11 protein-coding genes are annotated in these 19,175 nt (G+C 67.4%); 4 read left to right on the top strand and 7 right to left on the bottom strand.

The features are described from left to right. Positions 1 to 249 precede the first annotated feature (249 nt). Positions 250 to 3,288, top strand: coding sequence for a TonB-dependent receptor (locus tag SJY20_RS15080; RefSeq protein WP_380787730.1), 3,039 nt, complete (start codon positions 250 to 252; stop codon positions 3,286 to 3,288). A gap of 66 nt (positions 3,289 to 3,354) precedes the next feature. Here SJY20_RS15080 and SJY20_RS15075 read toward each other — a convergent pair whose 3' ends face one another. Beyond that, positions 3,355 to 4,938 (bottom strand): glycoside hydrolase family 28 protein, encoded by a 1,584-nt coding sequence (locus SJY20_RS15075; protein WP_380787729.1) that lies wholly within the window; start codon positions 4,936 to 4,938, stop codon positions 3,355 to 3,357. Between the two features lie 26 nt (positions 4,939 to 4,964). Then, positions 4,965 to 8,147: a TonB-dependent receptor domain-containing protein gene (locus SJY20_RS15070; RefSeq protein ID WP_380787728.1), complete on the bottom strand. Its 3,183-nt coding sequence runs from the start codon at positions 8,145 to 8,147 to the stop codon at positions 4,965 to 4,967. Positions 8,148 to 8,543: 396 nt separating this feature from the next. Here SJY20_RS15070 and SJY20_RS15065 point away from each other — a divergent pair, with 396 nt between their 5' ends. The 3 genes from SJY20_RS15065 to SJY20_RS15055 are packed head-to-tail and all read left to right on the top strand — an operon-like array spanning position 8,544 to position 11,432. After that, positions 8,544 to 10,133: a glycoside hydrolase 43 family protein gene (locus SJY20_RS15065; protein ID WP_380787727.1), complete on the top strand. Its 1,590-nt coding sequence runs from the start codon at positions 8,544 to 8,546 to the stop codon at positions 10,131 to 10,133. A gap of 51 nt (positions 10,134 to 10,184) precedes the next feature. Beyond that, positions 10,185 to 10,385, top strand: coding sequence for a hypothetical protein (locus tag SJY20_RS15060; RefSeq protein ID WP_380787726.1), 201 nt, complete (start codon positions 10,185 to 10,187; stop codon positions 10,383 to 10,385). A gap of 9 nt (positions 10,386 to 10,394) precedes the next feature. Then, entirely contained in the window at positions 10,395 to 11,432 is a 1,038-nt protein-coding gene (locus SJY20_RS15055; RefSeq protein WP_380787725.1) for a cupin-like domain-containing protein, read from the top strand. Here SJY20_RS15055 and SJY20_RS15050 read toward each other — a convergent pair whose 3' ends face one another. The 5 genes from SJY20_RS15050 to SJY20_RS15030 are packed head-to-tail and all read right to left on the bottom strand — an operon-like array spanning position 11,433 to position 19,075. Beyond that, positions 11,433 to 13,175 (bottom strand): glycoside hydrolase family 9 protein, encoded by a 1,743-nt coding sequence (locus tag SJY20_RS15050; RefSeq protein WP_380787724.1) that lies wholly within the window; start codon positions 13,173 to 13,175, stop codon positions 11,433 to 11,435. Then, a complete protein-coding gene (locus tag SJY20_RS15045) occupies positions 13,175 to 14,677 on the bottom strand; it encodes a tryptophan halogenase family protein (RefSeq protein WP_380787723.1) in 1,503 nt (500 codons plus the stop codon). The genes SJY20_RS15050 and SJY20_RS15045 overlap by 1 nt, the downstream gene beginning before the upstream one ends. Then, positions 14,674 to 16,191 (bottom strand): tryptophan halogenase family protein, encoded by a 1,518-nt coding sequence (locus SJY20_RS15040; RefSeq protein WP_380787722.1) that lies wholly within the window; start codon positions 16,189 to 16,191, stop codon positions 14,674 to 14,676. Before SJY20_RS15040 ends, SJY20_RS15045 begins: the two co-directional genes overlap by 4 nt. Further along, positions 16,188 to 17,573 (bottom strand): tryptophan 7-halogenase, encoded by a 1,386-nt coding sequence (locus tag SJY20_RS15035; protein ID WP_380787721.1) that lies wholly within the window; start codon positions 17,571 to 17,573, stop codon positions 16,188 to 16,190. The genes SJY20_RS15040 and SJY20_RS15035 overlap by 4 nt, the downstream gene beginning before the upstream one ends. Next, positions 17,570 to 19,075, bottom strand: a complete 1,506-nt coding sequence (locus SJY20_RS15030) for a tryptophan halogenase family protein (RefSeq protein WP_380787720.1) — start codon at positions 19,073 to 19,075, stop codon at positions 17,570 to 17,572. The genes SJY20_RS15035 and SJY20_RS15030 overlap by 4 nt, the downstream gene beginning before the upstream one ends. Between the last annotated feature and the right edge of the window lie 100 nt (positions 19,076 to 19,175).

The raw sequence follows: 19,175 nt of genomic DNA, 5'->3' as shown, positions 1-19,175 counted from the left end.
CACGCTTCCGGAACCCTTGCTCAGGTTTCAGGTAGCAACGGTCGGAGAAAGACGAAATACAGCGGCATTAGGTCACGATAGCTGCCAAATATCTACACCTTCTCATCTATTGAGATGTTGTCCTATAAGTACTTTACACGCTCCGAAAGATCGGTGATACCGGTGGCATAAGAAGAATGGTTCAGGGTCGGAGAGGATAGTCGGGTCGCCAAGACACGACGGCTCTCCGTGTTTAGAGGGGGAGTGACGATGAACACGCCGTTGGGCCATGCGGCCTTGTCTGCACGCGGTACCGTGTCGGCTCTGGCTCTGGCGATTGCGCTGGCCGCCGCGCCTGCTGCAGCGCAGGTTGCACAGCAGACCACCCCGCCTGCGCAGCAGACCAACCCGCCAGCGACGCCATCCAGCACCGAACCGACGACTCCGCCCACCGACACGCCGACCGGCACCACCACGCCGGACCTGCCGGGCGCGGATCAGGACATCGTCGTCACCGGTTTCCGCGCCTCGCTGAACTCCGCGATCAACATCAAGCGCAACGAGACCGCCTCGGTCGACAGCATCGTTGCCGAGGATATCGGCAAGTTCCCCGATTCCAACCTCGCGGAATCGATGCAGCGCATCCCGGGCGTCGCATTGTCGCGCGGTGATGGCGGCGAGGGCAAGAACATCTCGGTCCGCGGGCTGGGTGCCGCGTTCACCCGCGTTCGCATCAACGGCATGGAAGGCACGTCGCAGACCGGCGCATCCGACATCTATGGTGCCGGCAATTCGGGCCGCAGCTTCGATTTCAACGCCTTCCCGACCGAGATCTTCTCCGCGCTTGCCGTGCGCAAGACACCGTCGGCCGATGTCGAGGAAGGATCGCTCGGCGCGACCGTCGATCTGAAGGCGCCGCATCCGCTCGACTTCAAGACCGACTTCGTCTTCACCGCCACCGCGCGCGGCATCTATAACGAACTCGCCAAGACCGTCGATCCGCGCGCCTCGGTGCTGGTGTCGAAGAAGTTCGCCGACGGCACGATCGGCGTGCTCGGCTCGTTCGCCTACGGCAAGCGCAACCTGCGCGAAGTCGGCTATTCCGCGGTCAACATCCTGCCCGCCTATATCGACGGCGGCTTCTGTTCACCGGTCGGGGTCACGCCAGCGAACACCGCCGGGCAGACCGCGGCGCAGCTCGCGACGCGCGGTGTCAACGCCGCCAATTGCAGCACCAACAATCCGCGCACCGGCACGACCGCGGCGTACAACACCATCCAAGGTCTGCGCGGCATCACCAACCAGCCCGGGGGCGGCGCCTTCCTGCCGCGTATCCCGCGCTACGTGAATTCGGAGCAGGACGCCGAGCGGATGGGCGGCACGCTATCGCTGCAATGGCGCCCCGACGCCAATACGGACATCTCGCTCGACGGGCTCTATTCGCGCTTCGATGTCGAGCGCCGCGACAATTACATCGGCGCGATCTCGTTCGGCCGCACCGCCACCAACAGCGGCAAGCCGATGACGTCGGTACGCGACATCGCATTCGATTCGCTCGGTTCGCTGCAATATGGCCTGTTCGACGGCGTCGACATCCGGTCGGAAGGGCTGGTCGACAAGTTCATCTCCACCTTCAAGCAGGGCACGCTGAACTTCGAGCACCGCTTCTCCGACCGCTTCAAGGTCACTGCGCTCGCGGGCTATTCGCATTCCCGCTTCTACAGCCCGATGCGGCTGCAGACGTTCATGGATATCATCGACGCCGACGGCTTCTCGATCGACTTCCGCAACGGCGGCAACATTCCGACGATCGGCTTCGGCACCGATGTCTCGAACCCCGCGAACTTCAGCTACGCGCCCAGCCCCGACGGCAACTTCAGCGTACTTGGCGGCTTCAGCACCGCGGGCAGACCGCTGACGCAGGATACCCGCAACAAGACGTTCGAGGGTAACCTCGAATGGAACGTCGTCGACAACTTCGCGATCAAGGCGGGCGGCCAGTTCCGCGAGAGCGACTTCCAGATCCGCGGCCAGAACCTGATCCCCAGCCAGGTCGCGGTCCGCGCGCTGCCGGCGGGCACCACGCTCGCCAGCATCACACAGCAGATCACCGATTTCGGCAAGCTGCTCGGCTCGGGCCCGGCGGCATTCGCGGCGATCGATTCGAAGAAGTGGCGCGAGGCGTTCGGGTTCGACAGCTTCCAGTATTGCGGTGTCGAATGCGGCGCGGCGCGTTCCGGCGTGCGCGAACAGGTCACCAGCGGATACCTGATGACGACGTTCAATACCGAAGGCGTGCTGCCGTTCACGGTCCGCGGCGATGCCGGGGTCCGCTATGTCCATACCAAGCAGGATTCGTTCGGCTACATCCCGGTCGCAGCGCCCGCGGGGGCGCAATATCCGACGGTCGGGAAGCGCGGCGACGTCAACCGCTCGTACGAGGACTGGCTGCCGTCGATCAACCTGGTCGCCGAGATCACGCCCAAGCTCCAGGCCCGCTTCGCCGCCGCCGCGGTGATGTCGCGTCCCGAGCTCGGGCAGCTGACGCCGGTATCGGGCGTCACGGTCGCCACCCGCACCGGCACCGTCAACAACCCGTTCCTCGACCCGATCCGCGCCAACACCTTCGATGCCGCGCTGGAATGGTATTTCGCGCCCGGCTCGCTGCTGTCGGTCGCGTATTTCCACAAGAACATCGAGACCTATATCCAGTCGATCTCGGAGCAGGTGCCGTACAGTTCGCTCGGCCTGCCCGACGCGCTGCTGGACGGAACGCCGTCGACGCCGGCCGATATCTTCACCGTCAACCGCTCGAACAACACGCCGGGCGGCCCGCTCAACGGCGTCGAGGTCAACGCCCAGGTCCAGCTCAGCTTCCTGCCGGGCTTCCTGTCGAACTTCGGCGTGCTCGGCAGCTATACGCATGTGAAATCGAAGATCACCTATATCCTCTCGCCGGTCCAGACGACGGTCAACGATCTGATCGACCTGTCGAAGAACGCGGCGAGCGGGACGCTTTATTACGAGGATACGCGCTTCAGTATTCGCGGTACCGCCAGCTACCGCGCCAAGTTCAACCGCGGCATTCCGTCGGGTGCGAACGACAGCGACGTCCGCGCCAACGCCTCGACGTTGTTCGTCGATGCGTCGGCGTCGTACAACCTGACCAAGAACTTCAAGCTGATCCTCGAGGCGCAGAACCTGACCGACGAACGCAACACGCTGTTCATCGACAGCCAGCGCGAGGACACGTTGTTCGAAACCCGCCTCGGCCGCACGTTCACGGCAGGTGCCACGGTTAAATTCTAACGCGCGGCGTTTCCCCTCGCGCGACCTGGGCGCCGGCAGCGATGCCGGCGCCGTTTTTACGCGGACTCAGACCTCGCCGGTGAAGGGCCCCGGTAGCGTCCGGTCCGGAACCGTCCGGCTGCCGAAGCTGCGAAACCCGGTGACGTCCTTCAGCGAAAACCCGATGCCGGCGGGCACTTTGACCCTGAACGCATCAGCGTCGGCGACGTCCTCGAACCGAAACGCCGGGCGCGGATCGGCGGCGGCGACCGCGATCTCGATGTTGCTGAGCTCGAGGTTGCGCGCGTGGCGGACGAACAACCCGGTCGCGGGAAGGTCGCCGAACATCGTCGCCTCGGGATAGCCGAGCTCTTCCTCCGGCGGCTGGACGCGCGCCATCGCCGCCGGTGCGCCGCCGAGCTGGTGCAGGAAGACGTCGCTGATGCGGACATCCTCGATCGGATGCCCCGCGAGCCCGGCGATCACCGAGGGGAGCAGGGTGGCGTTCGAGCTGACGATGTTCTGGATCAGGATGCGCCGCATGGTGCCGATCGGCCGGCCCTTCGGCCCGCGCATCCGCCGGCCGAGCCGCAAGAACAGCGGTGCGTCGACGATCCCGCGCATCGTGATGTTGCTGATCACGACATCCTCGATCATCGCGCCGTCGACGGTCTCGAACGCCAGCCCGCGGCTGTCCTCGAAGATGCAGTTGGTGACCGCGATGTTGCGGAAGCCGCCATTGGTCTCGGTGCCGAACTTGATCCGGCCGTGGATGGTCTTGGCGAACGACGCGGGCATCTTCTGCCAAGTGCCGTCAATCACCGATCCGATCCTGTAGTTGCCGGTGACCAGGCAGTTTGCGATCGTCAGATTCTCGGTAATCCGCGGTTCGCCGAGGGCATAGCTGCTCTTGGGGCAGATCGCGTCGTCATAGGGCGCGTTGACGGTGCAGTTGCTGACGCGGACGTTGCGGCAGCAGTCGATGTCGAAGCCGTCGCGGTTGGTGTCGACGAGCAGGTTGTCGATCGTCAAATTGTCGACGCCGGTCGCGAGCAGCGCGAACCAACCGCCCTCGAGCAGCTTGAAGTCGCGGAGCAGGACGTTGCGGCAGTTCTTGAGCGCGATCGCCTTGTTGCCGGTGCCGGGACCGTTGGGGTCCTTCAGCCAATTGTCCTTGCCGTCGCCGCGGCCGAGGCCCTTGCCCCAGATCAGGCCGGCGCCGACGATCGCGATGTCGTGCAGCCCTTCGCCCCAGATCAGGCTGTTCTTCCAATGGCTGTGCCCGAAATCCTGGAAGGCGTCGTACGCATTGGGCTCGGCATGGTCGTAGCCGTTGGTGCCGCTGGGGGCGGCGGCGAGGATCGTCGCGCCATTGTCGAGATGCAGCGTGACGCGGCTCTTCAGGCGGATCGTGTAGCAGGCATAGGTGCCGGCGGGGACATGCACGGTGCCGCCGCCGCGCGCTGCCGCCGCCTCGATCGCGCGGTTGAACGCGGGCGAGTCGATCGTCGTGCCGTCGCCCGTCGCGCCGTGCTGGCGGACGTCGACCCAGCCGGCGGGCCAGCCACCGGGAGCACCCGTCGCAACGGGCGCCCCGCGGCCGGCGGTGGCACCGGAGAGCGCGGCAAGTCCCCCGGCCCCCATGATGATCGAACGGCGGTCCAAGGTCATTCTCGTCACTCCCGGTGGACGTCTGGTCAGAATTTCAGCGTAGCACCCAGGAAGAACTCGGTCCCCAGCACGTCGTAGGTCGCCGCGAAGGTGTTCGAGCCCGGCCCCTGCGTGGTGATCGGCGGGTTGTTGTTGAAGACGTTGTTGGCGCCGCCGAACACCTCCACGCCCTTGGCGAGATCATAGCTGAACGACACGTCGAAGTAATTCTCGTCGCCGAGTTTCGGGAACGCGATGCTGTCGAGCGTCGGCGTCGCCGCCGAGCCCTGGCGCAGCGGCACGACGAAGCGGTCGGTGGTGACCGGCCCGATATAGCGATGCCGCACGCTGAGGCTGAGGTCGTCGATCGTCCAGGTCAGCCGCGACGTACCGCGCCAGCGCGGCAGCGGCTGCCCGCAGGTCGGGCCATACGAGCCGGCGCACTTGTTCTGGATGTTGGGGAAGGCCGCGACCGGGGTCGAGGTGAACTCAGCCAGCCAGGTATAGTTGGTCCCGAATTCCAGTTTGCTGCTGGTGCCGAAGCCCGGCAGTCCGAAGCCGAGATCGAGGCGATAGCGCGCCGCGAAGTCGAGCCCGGACGTCTTCAGCGAGCCCGTATTGGCGTTGAGGATGCGCGCGACATAGGGGTCGTTGATCTCGCCCGTGGTCGGGTTGCGCGCGATCGCGCGGCAGAACTCGCTGCCCGCATCCTGCAGCACGGTGTAGCAGAGGTTGAACGTGTTCTGCAGCCCGCCGCCCAGCGACGACACCGCGCCGTCCAGCTTGATGTTGAAGTAATCGACGCTGAGGAACAGCCCCGGTACCATGTGCGGCGTCACCACTGCGCCGACCGTGTAGGTGTCGGACTTCTCGGCGCCGAGCGCGGTGTTGCCGCCGAAATCGGCTGGGATGATGGTGTTGGGCTGCACCACCGAGGTGAAGACGTTGGCTGCCGGCACGCCGGTCGCGACGCACACCGCACGGACCGCCGCGGTCTGCTGCGCCACCGGTGCGCGGCTCGAGCACGGATCGGTCGCGACGCCGACGACGCGGGTGACGCCGCCGAACAGTTCGGACACGTTGGGCGCACGGATCGCGCGCTGATACTGGCCGCGGAAGGCGAGGTCGCGGTTCACGCGCCAGTCGAGACCGCCGAGATAGGTCCACACTCCGCCGATGCCGCCCAGGCTGTACTTCGAATAGCGGAACGCGCCATTGGCGACGAGGCTCTCGATGAACGGCGTGTCGTGGATCAGCGGCACGCGGATCTCGCCGAATACCTCCTTCACGTTGACGCTGCCGCGCGTCGGCAGGCCGGGGTTGAAGCCGGCGACGTCGCCCGACGACAGGAACGCGTCGGGCGAATATTGCGCGCTCGTCTTGCGCCACTCGAAGCCCGACGAGAAACCGACCGGCCCTGCGGGGAGCTGGAACACCGTACCGGTCAGGCTCCCTTGCGCGACCTGTTGCTTGGCGATCGTGGTGTTGACAGCGCTGATCGAGATCGCCGAGACGCACGCCGAACTGATGTTCTGCCCGAAGATGTTGCAGACCGGGGCCGCGCCGCCGGCCGACAACAGGCTCGCCTGCAACCGGCTGCGCGAGATCGCATTGTCGAGCGACAGCGTGTCCTTGCTGCGCGCATAGGTGTAATAGGCGTCGTACTTCAGGTCGGTGAGGAAGCCCTCCGAAACGTCGCCGAGCGCGCCGCGGAACCCCCACGCACCACGAAAGACGTTGCGCTGTTCCTGCGCGAGCCGCGGGCCGACCTCGACATAGCGACGCCCGGCGGTCAGCACGGCCAGCCCGTCGCCGCGCACCGTCGTGCGGCTGGTGGTGCCGCTGGTCACGGTCGTCGTGCCGGTCTCGGCCAGGTCGAGCTGGTTGAGTACGCCCTGCAGCTGCGGGGTCAGATACGGATTGTTGACGTTGAACAGCGTCGGCGAACCGACATTGGTCGGGGCCAGGCGCGCGTTGACGGTGTTCCGGCTGTAATGCAGCTCGGTATAGGCGGTCAGCGCATCGCTGAAATCGAAATGCGCAAAGCCGTTGGCCATCCAGCGCTTCATCGGCTGGATCAGGTAATTGTCGGGGCCGAGGTTGAAATCGTCCTGCGGCGTGATTTGCGGCCGCGCTGCGGTGCCGCCATCGTTGAAGGTGAAGCCGCGCGTCGTCAGCTGGCTCAGGCCCGCCGCGGCATAGGCCGTGTTGAGCGCCGCATTGCTGCCGCCGGCCGCGGGAATACCCGAGAAGCGGCCATTGGGAATGTCGCCGCTGCCGCCCGCGATGAAGCCGAGCGCACCGCCGCCAGCGACACAGCCGAGACCGCCGGTGGGCGTGAACGGCGTGCCCTTGCCGTTGGCGCTGACGCTGTCGCGCGTCACGCAGCCATCGTTGAGCGAGTCGTAGGCGAAGCTGCCGCGATCGCCGCGGGTGATCGCGCCGCGCTTCAGGTAATTGCCCGCGACGACGATGTTGCCGCGGCCGTCGGCGAAATTGGTGCCGGCGGTGAGATCGACATTGTAGACGGGCGTGCCGGTGGGGCGATCGATATTGACCTGCGAGCGCGCCTCGATCCCGGAGAAATCGTCGCGGATGATGAAGTTGACGACGCCGGTGATCGCGTCCGATCCGTAGACCGCCGACGATCCGCCGGTGACGATCTCGGTCCGTTCGACCAGGCTCGACGGGATCGTGTTGAGATCGGTGACCTGTTCCGGCCCAAAGATCGCGAAGCGGCGGCCGTTGACCAGCACCAGGTTGCGCGTCGAGCCGAAGCCGCGAAGGTTGACGTCGGCATAGCCACCCGGAACCGTGTTCGAGGTCGCGCCGCCCAGCTGCGAGCCGACCGCCTGCGGGATCTGCGACAGCGTGCGCTCGACGTTGACGTTGCCCGACAGCTTGATGTCGGCGGCATTGACGACGCTGACCGGGGTCGAGGCGTCGAAGCCGGTGCGCGCGATGCGCGATCCGGTCACGACGATGTCGGCGGGCGGTGCGGCATCGCCCTGCGCGGTCGGGGTCGCGGCGGCATCGGCCTGCGCTGTTGTGGCAGGGGTTTGCGCGGCGGGGTCTGCAGCAGTGGCGGGGTCCGCAGCGGGGGCGGGCGCGGTTGCCGTGCTCGGCTGCGGCGCGGTCTGCGCGTCGGCTGGATGGAATGCCATGCCGAGTGATGCGAGCATCGTCCCGCACATGATGCGCGTACGGCGGCGTTGGACCAAAGCCTTCATGCTATCCTCCCTTTCGACCGCGGCATCGCACCATCGATCGTCCCTGTTGCCACGGGTTCGTCCCGCTTTTATCACACCACGAAATGACGACTCATTTCATAATATGGGAACATTCTTTATTGGATCGGGAATGAATGTCAAGCGGTAGCGGTACCATGAGTAATGAAATCGGCTAACGTTCGGCATGTGACGGTTCCACACCGCGATCCCGCCCGGTTCGTGGAAAATGCCGCGCCTATTGTCTGTGTAAATGCGACAAATGCGAACGATCAGGGACGTTGATGATCTCAGAACTTGCTGTGTGCGCCGCGAGATATCCGCAAAACATCTGGCAGGATGTGTCGATAGCGCTATCGTGATGGTCAAGACGGCCGGTAATCGGCTGCAAGGGGAGAGATGCATTTGGCCTATCGCCGCTGGATATTGGCGACCGCGCCGATGCTCGCGCTCTGTGCGATGGCATCGGGCGCGACGCCGCGCACCTATGCCAACCCAATCCTCTACGCCGATTATTCGGACCCGGACGTGATCCGCGTCGGCCGCGATTATTACATGGTCGCCTCCAGCTTCCATTTCTCGCCGGGCATCCCGATCCTGCGGTCGCGCGACCTCGTCCACTGGACGATCGTCGGTCATGTCCTGCCGCGCCTGCCGTTCGCGCCCGAATACGACATGCCCGGGCCGCACACGCTGACCGACGCGATCTCCAAGCCGATCGGGGGCACGCGCTATGCGGGCGGCGTCTGGGCGCCGTCGCTTCGCTTCCATGCCGGGCGCTTCTACGTCTATTTCGCGACCCCCGACGAGGGCATCTTCATGGCCAGCGCCGCACGCGCCGAAGGGCCTTGGGACCCGCCGGTGCTGGTGATCGACCAGCCCAAGCTCGAGGATCCGTGTCCGTTCTGGGACGATGACGGCACCGCCTGGTTGGTCCATTCGCGCCACGGTGCCGGGCCGCTGATCCTCCACCGGATGTCGCCCGACGGCCGTCGCGTGCTCGATGCCGGCACCGTGATCGTCGAGGACAAGGCCCGGTTGCCGATCCTCGAAGGGCCGAAGCTCTACAAGCGCAACGGCTATTACTACATCCTCGCGCCGTTCGGCGGGGTCGAGAAGGGCGCGCAGGTCGCGCTGCGGTCGCGTGCGATCACCGGCCCGTACGAACAGCGCGTCGTGCTGAGCCAGGGCACCACCGCGCTACAGGGCCCGCACCAGGGCGGCTGGGTCGAGACGCCGTCGGGGAAGGGGTGGTTCGTCCATTTCAACAGCACCGGCGCGTTCGGCCGCATCGCCTATCTGGAACCGCTGGTCTGGAAGGACGACTGGCCGGTGATCGGCGCCGACGGCCAGCCGGTGGCGACGTTCGCGATGCCGGATACCGGCAGCCCCTCGACCAGGGATGCCCTGCACGAGTCGGACAGTTTCTCCGGCCCGCGGCTCGGCCTGCAATGGGAATGGAACCATAACCCCGACGACCGCCGCTGGAGCCTGACCGCACGCCCCGGTTTCCTGCGGCTGATCGCCGGTCCCGCCGAGCATCTCGTCACCGCGCGCAACACCCTGACGCAGATTCTCCAGGGCCCGCGCGCGCGGATCACGATGCGGCTGGATGCGACGAAGATGCGCGACGGTCAGCGCGCCGGGCTGTCGCTGTTCGGCGTCGGCCCGAGCTGGATCGGCGTGGCACGCGACGCCGGGCGCCTGCGCGTGACGCTGGCGGTGAAGGGCGTGGAAACCGCCGGACCCGCGATCGACGGCGGCGTCGTCGACCTGCGCGCGGACGTCGGCCCGGAACAGACCGTGCGCTACAGCTACAGCCTGGACGGCAAGTCGTTCCGCCCGATGGGCGACGCCATCGCCCTCGCACGCTTCTCCTGGTGGAAGGGATCCCGCCCCGCACTGTTCAACTTCACCCGCGGCGCGCCCGGCGGGTCGGTCGATATCGACTGGGTCCAGGTCGACCACCCGGTTGCCGCGGCCGACTGACGGACCGCCGCGTGTTCGTGACGGCCAGCACTGCCGGTGCCGCCCCGGATTATGCCCGCTCTCGCCGGATCGTCGGCTGCACCGCACGTCACCACCCGCAATGCACGCTGGCAGGCCTCCCATGACAAGGCGCTGGCGATGCTTGGGGACAATGTTCAGGTCACGCCCTATGTCGACCAACCGGAGCTGATCGACGATAGCGCGCGCGATGTATCAGGCATTATGATGGCGCGACGTGAAAACCGCGGATAATATCGTCAGATGAAGATCGCCCATCCTGCCGCCACCGATGCCCGTGTCGACGAACGTGACGCGGTCGATGCCGCCGCCTTTGCCGCTGAAGTGGCGGGGCGCGCGACGCCGATCGTGTTGCGGGGGCAGGTGGCGCACTGGGCCAGCGTGCGGGCGTGCGGTGGCGACCAGGCGGCGGCGGCATATCTCGCGGGGCTCGGCGATGGCGGCAAGCCGATGGAGGTGCTGATCGGCGGCCCCGAATTCGGGGGGCGCTTTTTCTATCGCGGCGACAATCTGGAAGGGTTCAACTTCCACCGCGAGCAAGCGCCGCTGGGCGTGTTGCTGAGTGAATTGCTGCGGTTGGCGCAGGTGCCGGAGGGCGAACGGCATATCCTGTATGCCAACGCCGCCACCGCGCCCGAGCATCTGCCGGGCTGGGCAGCGGCCAATCCCCTGGACCTGCCGTTGGGCGGGGCGACGCCGCGACTGTGGATCGGGAACGGGTCGCAGACCGCGACGCATTATGACGGCTCGACCAACCTCGCCTGCGTCGTCGCCGGGCAGCGCCGCTTCACGCTGTTTCCGCCCGATCAGGTCGGCAATCTGTATCTCGGGCCGCTCGACCGGACGCTGGCAGGGCCGCCGTCGAGCATGGTCGATCCGCTGGCGCCCGATTTGGATCGCTATCCGCGCTATGCGGAGGCGCTCGGGCATGCCGTCGTTGCCGATCTGGGACCGGGGGATGCGTTGTTCATCCCGGCGATCTGGTGGCACCACGTCCAGGCGTTCGGGACGCTCAACGTGCTGTGCAATTACTGGTGGGCGTTCGACCCGACCGTGTCGGCGTTCCACGCGATGGTCCATGCGATGATGGCGGTCCGCGATCGCCCGGCTGCGGAGAAGGCGGGGTGGCGCGCATGGTTCGAGCATTATGTGTTTAGCGACGATGCGACGGCGGCTGGCGATCATCTACCCTCATCAGCGCGAGGCGTGCTGGGACCGGCATCGCCCGACCGTACCGAACGAATCCGCGGTTACCTGCTGAAGTCGCTCCAGCGACGCTAATCAGTCGCCGTCGAGATAGGCCGCGACCCAGACCAAAGGCGCGTTCCAGTTGATCGCCACCTCGTTCAGCGCATAGGCGTTGATGTCGTCCGCCCAGCAGCGTTGGGGCACGCAGTGGCCCTTCAGTTTCATCGCGATCGGGTCGGCCATCGCTGTGTTGTTGGGGCCTCCCGACAGCGCGCCCGGCGGCGGGGGCGGCGACGCGGCGGACAGTTGGTGCGCCCAGAAACGGTGATGCGGGTTGGTCAGCGGCTTCCATCCGGTACCCGAGACATAGGACTGGCCAAGCGGATTGCGGCCGAGGATATAGTCCGCGGCATCGACGACGCCGGCGCGGTAGCGCGCGTCGCCGGTGAAACGCTGTGCCAGACCGAGCAGCATCGCGCGGTTCAGGATGGTGGCGTTCGAGCCCCAGCTATAGCTCTGCGAGGCGTACGGGATGCGGTAGCCGGACTGCGGAATCTCGGCGAGGGACCGGTCGGCCGCCGCGATGATCGACGCGCGCGCCGCGGTGCGGATCGCTGGCGGAATACCGTTCGCGGTGGCGAGCGTGATCGTTCCGAGCGGCGCTACGCTGGCCCAGCCGGGTTCGCCCGTCGCGCCGGTCGGCAACGACTTGCGATAGGCGGCGCCGCCGGTGGTGGCGAACAGTTCGGCGGCGGCCCAGGCGCGTTCGTCGTCGAGGGCGGTATCGCCATAGCCGCCGCTGCCGGTGAAGCCCTGTGCCGCAAAGATCGCAGGGTTGCGTTGTGCCGCGGTCCACGCCGCCTTCGCCGCGCGGAGGCAGCGCGCGGCGAAGGCCGGATCGATCGGTCGCCACAACCGCGCAGCCTGTGCCGCAACGGCCGCCAGGTTCAGGGTCGCGGCGGTCGAGGGCGGGTAGAGCAGGCGCGTTTCCCTGTCGTCGGCTGGCGCGGTCGGCAACGCGGTCCAGTGCGCATCGGCGACCTTGTGGTGCACCATGCCGCCGGCGTCGACCTCGGTCAGCGTCAGCTTGCCCGAAGGATCCTGCGGACCGACCGGCACGGCCAGGCGGGTTCCGCCGGGGACCTGCATCCGCAGCATCCATTCGACTTCCCACCGTGCTTCGTCGAGCAGGTCGTCGCGGCCGTTGCCGGCTTCGGGGAGTTTCGCCTGGCCGTCGGCGAACACGCGGCGGGCAAAGCCGCTCTCGTACAGATTTTGCAGCGTCCATACCGCGATGCCGCCGTTGACGACGTATTTGCCCTGGTCGCCGGCGTCGTACCAGCCCCCGGTGACGTCCAGGGTGTAGCGACAGCCGGGCCAGCGATTGCCCTTTTCGTCCACGCCCGAAAAGCCGGTCGCGAGCTCATGCGGATGGCCGGCGGCGCGGGCCCAACGGGCACCGGCCCAGCGTGCGTCGATCGGTATTCCGGCACGCTGCTGGTAGAAGAAGTTGAGCGCGTTGCGGGCCAGCGGCGCATAGATTTCGCGCCCGACGGCGAAGCGTCCGCTCTCCGCGCCGTCGATGCGGACCCGGTAGGTGCCGGGGCGGGTCAGAGTCGTGAAGGTCGCGACATGGACGTGATCGCCCGACGCTCTATCATCGCCGCCGACGCTGGTCCGGCCGGTCAGCACCGTTCTGCCCGCATCGTCGACGATGCTCCAGTCGAGCGGGCGCGTTGCGGCATCGGCAACGATCGCCGTCTTGGGATCGTCGGCGCGAAACCCGGGCTGGTTCAGGTTGATCGCCGAAGCCACCATGGCAAGGAGTAGCGGCATCAGATGGCTCCGTTCGATCCCAGCCGCGCCAGCGCCTCGGCATGGGGTGGCATATGCGTCAGCGAGGTAGCGACGACGCGTTCGATCCCGGCCAGCCGGTCGGCGACCGCCTCGATCGGCACCGCGTCACAGATCGGATCGTGCCCGGTCACGCGCGCGTCTTGCCCGGTCAGCAGCGCAAGCCAGCTCGTCTCGTTGAACAGTTCGTCGGCCTCGCGGAAGATGCGGCCGCCGGCGCGAAACAGTGCGAGCTTTTCGGCCAGCCCTTCCGGGATGGGTGCCGCCGCACGCTCGCGCCAGAACGGTTCGGGGCGCGCGTTGAGATGGTAGTGCGCGACGAGAAAATCGCGGATCCGCAAGAATTCCGCGGTCATTGTCCGGTTGTACCGCTCGATGATCGCGGGCGCGGGGACAGCACCCGTCGGCAGCATCCGCAACAGATGCTGCAACCCGCTCTGCACGAGATGGATGCTGGTCGATTCGAGCGGCTCCATGAACCCCGCGGCAAGGCCGAGCGCAATGCAGTTGCCGTTCCAGAAGCGGTTGCGGTGGCCGGTCGCGAAGCGGATCACGCGCGGCTCGGCCAGGGCTTCGCCGTCGAGCCCCGCGAGCAAGGTCGCGATCGCTTCGTCGTCGCTGAGGTGCCGACTGGAAAACACGTGCCCGTTGCCGGTGCGGTGCTGTAACGGGATGCGCCAGCGCCACCCGGCGCGTTCGGCGATCGCGCGGGTCAGCGGCAACGGTGCGGCGTCGGCCGCCGAGGGCACCGCGACGGCGCGGTCGCAGGGCAGCCATTCCGCCCAATCGGTCCAGCCGGTTTCCAGCGCGCCCTCGATCAGCAGCGCGCGAAAGCCGGAGCAGTCGAGGAACAGGTCGCCGGCGACGCGGCTGCCATCGGCAAGGTGCACCGCCGCGATGCCGGCCGGCCCGCGCTCGACGCGTTCGATGGTCCCTTCGCGACGGACGACGCCGTGCCCCTCGGCGATGGTGCGCAGGAACGCCGCATAGCGACCGGCATCGAAGTGATAGGCGTAGCCGATCCGCGAGAGCGGTGAATTGCCATTGGCGATCGGGCGGGAAAAGCGACCGGCTTCGGCGGCGCGGGCCTCGAGCGAATATCGGCCGAGCGGGTCCGCCGCCCCGGCCTGGCGCGCGCGCAGCCACTGCGCGGCGAACGGCACGCCGGCGATGTCGGTCCCGATCTGGCCGAACGGGTGGACATAGGATTCGCCGGCGCGCGTCCAGCCTTCGAAGCGGATGCCGAGCTTGTAGCTGCCGCCGGTCGCGCGCAGGAACGCGTCCTCCTCGATCCCCAGCATCGCATGGAAGGTGCGGATGGGCGGGATCGTCGCCTCGCCGACACCGATCGTCGGGATCGCGTCGGATTCGATCAGCGTCACGCGTGTGCCGGCAGGACCGAGCAGGCGACTGAACGCGACCGCCGCCATCCAGCCCGCAGTGCCGCCGCCGACGATCACGACCGAGCGCAGGGCGTCGCTCATGCCCGCACGCGCGTTGGGCAGGTGCGTGCGAGATAATCCTCGTGCCGCGGCATCCGCGACGCGGCGTCCGCAAACATCGTCCGCAGCCGGTTGAACCGTGCGTCGACATCGCCGGCATCGACCCCGTCGGCGAGGCGGTCCCAGCCTTCGGGCACGATACCCTGGCCGAGCAGCACCGCGACCCAGCTCGCCTCGGCGAACAGATCGTCCTCCCAGCGGAACAGCCGCCCCCGCCGTCGCCACAATGCGATCTTCTCGCTCAGGCTGTCGGGAATCGGACGCGCCGCCATATCGCGCCAGAACGGCGAATCGTCGCGGCGGGTGGCATGGTAATGCAGCACGAGGAAGTCGCGGACCTGGTCGAACTGCGTCTCCGCCAACCGGTTGTAGGTGTCGATCTCGACCGGCGAGAACCCCTGGTCGGGAAACAGCGCGAGCAGTTTGGAGATGCCGGTCTGTACCATGTGGATGCTGGTCGATTCCAGCGGTTCGGTGAACCCCGACGCGAGGCCGAGGGCGACGACGTTGCCGATCCACTGTTTCCGCCGCCGCCCCGCGGTGAACCGCAGCATCCGCGGATCTGCCAGCGGCGTGCCGTCGACTCCGGCGAGCAGCGTCGCTGTGGCTTCGTCGTCCGAACAATACGCGCTGCTATAGACATAGCCGTTGCCGGTGCGGTGTTGCAGCGGGATGCGCCATTGCCACCCGGCCGCGCACGCGGTGGAGCGGGTGTATGGGGTGATCGCGGTACCGGCATTCGCGGTCGGCATCGCGACGGCGCGGTCGCAGGGCAGCCAGCGCGTCCAGTCTTCATAGCCGGCGCCGAGAGTCTGTTCGATCAGCAGGCCGCGAAAGCCCGAACAGTCGAGGAACAGATCGCCTTCGATCCGACGCTCGCCCGCCAGCAGGACGTGGCGGACATGCCCGGTTTCCCCGTCGAGCGCGACATCGACGACCTCGCCCTCGATGCGAACGACGCCGTCGCGCTCGGCGCGGCCGCGCAGGAAGCGTGCGTAGAGGCCGGCGTCGAAATGATAGGCGTGCGCCATCTGCGACAATATCGACGCGGGGTCGGGCGAGGGGGGCGCGAACCGGCCGGCGCGGGCGGCGACCGCGCACAGCGAATAGGCCTCGATATCCTCGACCACCCCGGCGGCGCGGCGGCGGCGCCAATATTGGTGGAAGCGGACGCCCTCGATGTCGAAGCCGAACCCGCCGAACGGGTGGAGGTAGCGCTCGCCGATCGCACCCCAGTCGACGAATTCGATGCCGAGCTTGAAGCTGCCCGCGGTCGCGGCGAGGAACTCGGCTTCGTCGATCCCCAGCATCGCGTTGAACGCGCGGATCGGCGGGATCGTCGCCTCACCGACCCCGACGGTGCCGATCGCGTCGGATTCGATGAGGGTAATGCTGGCGCCGGTCGGGATCAGGCGGGCGAGTGCGGCGGCCGCCATCCAGCCAGCGGTACCGCCGCCGACGATGACGATGCGGCGAACTGGCTCACCAATCGTCATGCGGTCACCGTTGCGTAAGGAGGGAGTGCGCGCACCTGTGCGATGATCCGCGCGCGGTGGCTGGCAAGATGGCGCTCGATGGTGTCGAGCGGTACGACGTCGGCGCGCGGGTCGTGGCGGCGGGGGATCACTCCCAACGCATCGAATATCGCCGCCCAGTCCTCCTCCTCGAACGGCTCGTCGTCGACCATCGGCAGCCGTCCGCGCGCGGCGAACAGGTCGCGCTTGGCCGCGACCGTGGCGGGAACCGAGGCGGCGCGGCGTTCGTCCCAGAACGCGCCGGGGCGACCGGCAACGGCATAATGCGCGACCACGAAATCACGGGCGCCCTCGATCGCGCTGGCCGCGGCGCGGTTGAAGGCTGCCGCTTCGACGGGCGCATGCGGGTCGGCGGGCCAGAGCTGGATCAGCTGCGCGAGCGATCGCAGCAGCAGCGTCAATGCGGTCGGGTGGAGCGGTTCGATCACGCCGGCGGCGGCGCCGAGCGCGATGCAGTTGCCGCGCCACGCCTCGATCCGGCGACCCGCGCGGAACGGCGTGCCGGGGCCGCCGCGGCTGCAGGTCAGCCGCACGTCGGCACCGTCGAGCGGCCATGTCGCGACCCATCCCGCGTCGAGCGCATCGACCTGCGTGTAGGGCGGTGGCGAACCGTTGGCAGGCACCGTCTCGGCCTGAACGCGGTCGCAGGGCAGCCACGCCGACCAGTCCTCGAACGCGGGCGACGTCCGGCCGGCGATCCGTGCCGCGCTGCCCGAACAGTCGAGCACCAGCAGCGGGTCGATCGTGCTGCCATCGGTGAGGGTCAGTGCCTCGACGACGCCGTCCCCGTCGATCCGCGCATCGGCGAACGGTGCATCGGCGAGCGTGGCGCCCAGCCGCAGCGCGGTGGCGCGAAGCAACGCGGTATAGCGCTCGACGGGCAAATGCAGCGCATGCGCGATCGGCGCGTCGGGCGCGAACCGGCCCGCCTGCGCGGCCACCGCGGACAGTGCATAGTCGGCAAGCCGGATCGTCTGGCCGGCGGCGCGTAACCGACCCGCCAGATGGTGGAAGGCGATACCCTGGAGCGGCGCCCCGGTCTCGCCATAGGAGAGGAACGCCGCAGCACCGTCGGCCCGCCAGCCGCCGAACGCAACGCCCAGCGCATGGCCGCCGCCCGTGGCGCGAACCAGCATCGCTTCGTCGATGCCGAGGTCGGTATGGAATCCAGCTAGCGCGGGGGGCACTGCGATCACCGGTGCGAAGTCGCCCAAGCCATCGCCGCCCGCGCTGTCGTCGACGACGATCACGCGATACGCCCCCGTTGGCAGACGGCGGGCAAGCGCTGCGGCTGTCATCCAGCCGCACAGCGTCGTGCCGACGATAGCAACGGTCCGGGTCATGCCGTCCTGATCCGCGCGAGATGATCGTCATGCGACGGCATCGCATCGGCGGCGGCGCGACACGCGGCGGCGACCGCAGCGACCCTTGCGCGCGACTCCGCGACGGGCAGGTCGGCGATCAACGGATTGACGCGCTCGGGCACGATCCGCTGGCCATAATAGACCGCAAGCCAGCTGGCGGGCAGGAACATCCCCTCGCGGTACGACGCGACGATGCCGCGATCACGGAACCCGGCGATCTTTTCGGTGAGCGAGGGGGGCAGGTCCATCGTCCGCATGTGACGCCAGAACGGCGTGTCGTCGCGTTCGGTTGCGCAATAATGCAGCACCAGGAAATCGCGGACGCGGTCGTATTCCAGCGCCATCGCGCGGTTGAACTCGGCGGCGTCTGCGGTATCGAGCATGCCGTCGGTCGGGAACAGCTCGACCAGCTTGCCGATCGCCAGCTGGATCAGATGGATGCTGGTCGATTCGAGCGGCTCCAGGAACCCCGCGGACAGCCCGATCGCGATACAATTGCCGATCCACTGGCGGGTCCGACGCCCGGTCCTAAAGCGCAGCATGCGCGGTTCGGCGAGCGCTTCGCCTTCCAGATTGGCGAGCAGGATCTCGCGCGCACGCTCCGGATCGGTGAACCGGGTCGAGAAGACATGGCCGTTGCCGGTGCGGTGCTGCAACGGGATCCGCCACTGCCAGCCCGCCTCGCGCGCGGTGGCGCGGGTATAAGGCGTGAGCGGCCCGACGTTCGCGCTCGGCACCGCCCAGGCGGCATCGCACGGCAGCCAATGCGACCAGTCCTCGTGCCCGGCCTGAAGCGCGCCCTTGATCAACAGCGCGCGGAACCCCGAACAGTCGACGAACACGTCGCCCTCGATCCGCGTGTGGTTGGCGAGGCGGACCGCCGCGATGCCGCCGGCGTGTTGTTCGACCGCGTCGACGCGGCCTTCGATCCGCACCACGCCGCGTGCCTCCGCATAGTCGCGCAGGTAGGCCGCATAGAGCGTGGAATCGAACTGATAGGCGTAGGAATAGGTCGATCCGACCGCGCGGGGATCGTTTAGCGGGGGTGCGAAGCGGTTGGTGCGCGCGGCGACAATCGGCAGCGAACAAGCCTCGAGCGAGGGCACATCCTCGTCGCCGTTGCGCGCGGCGTGCAGCCAATGCTGGTGGAACGGCAGGCCGGCGATGTCGTGCCCGAAATCGCCGAACGGATGGATGTAGCTGTCGCCGATTCGCGCCCAGTCGCGAAACTCGATGCCGAGCTTGAAGGTCGCATTGGTGCGCCGGACGAAATCCGCTTCCTCAATACCCAATCTTTGATTGAAGAAACGAATATGTGGGACAGTCGCTTCGCCGACGCCGATCGTACCGATCTCGTCCGACTCGACCAGCGTGACGTCTGCGGTCCGCCCGGCAAAGCTCATCGCCAGCGTCGCGGCCGTCATCCAGCCCGCGGTACCGCCACCAACGATGACAATACGTGTCTTTGGCGCTGCGCTCATTTCGCGTCATTCACAGTGTTGTAACAATGCAACGGTTGAGTCATTTCGATAATCCTCTTGTTTTACCTCTAGCTGCGGAAGGACAGCCCCGCTACCGCTT

Source organism: Sphingomonas sp. R86521 (genome assembly GCF_042466235.1).
Taxonomy (GTDB): domain Bacteria; phylum Pseudomonadota; class Alphaproteobacteria; order Sphingomonadales; family Sphingomonadaceae; genus Sphingomonas.
This window is presented reverse-complemented; position numbering and strand designations above follow the sequence as displayed.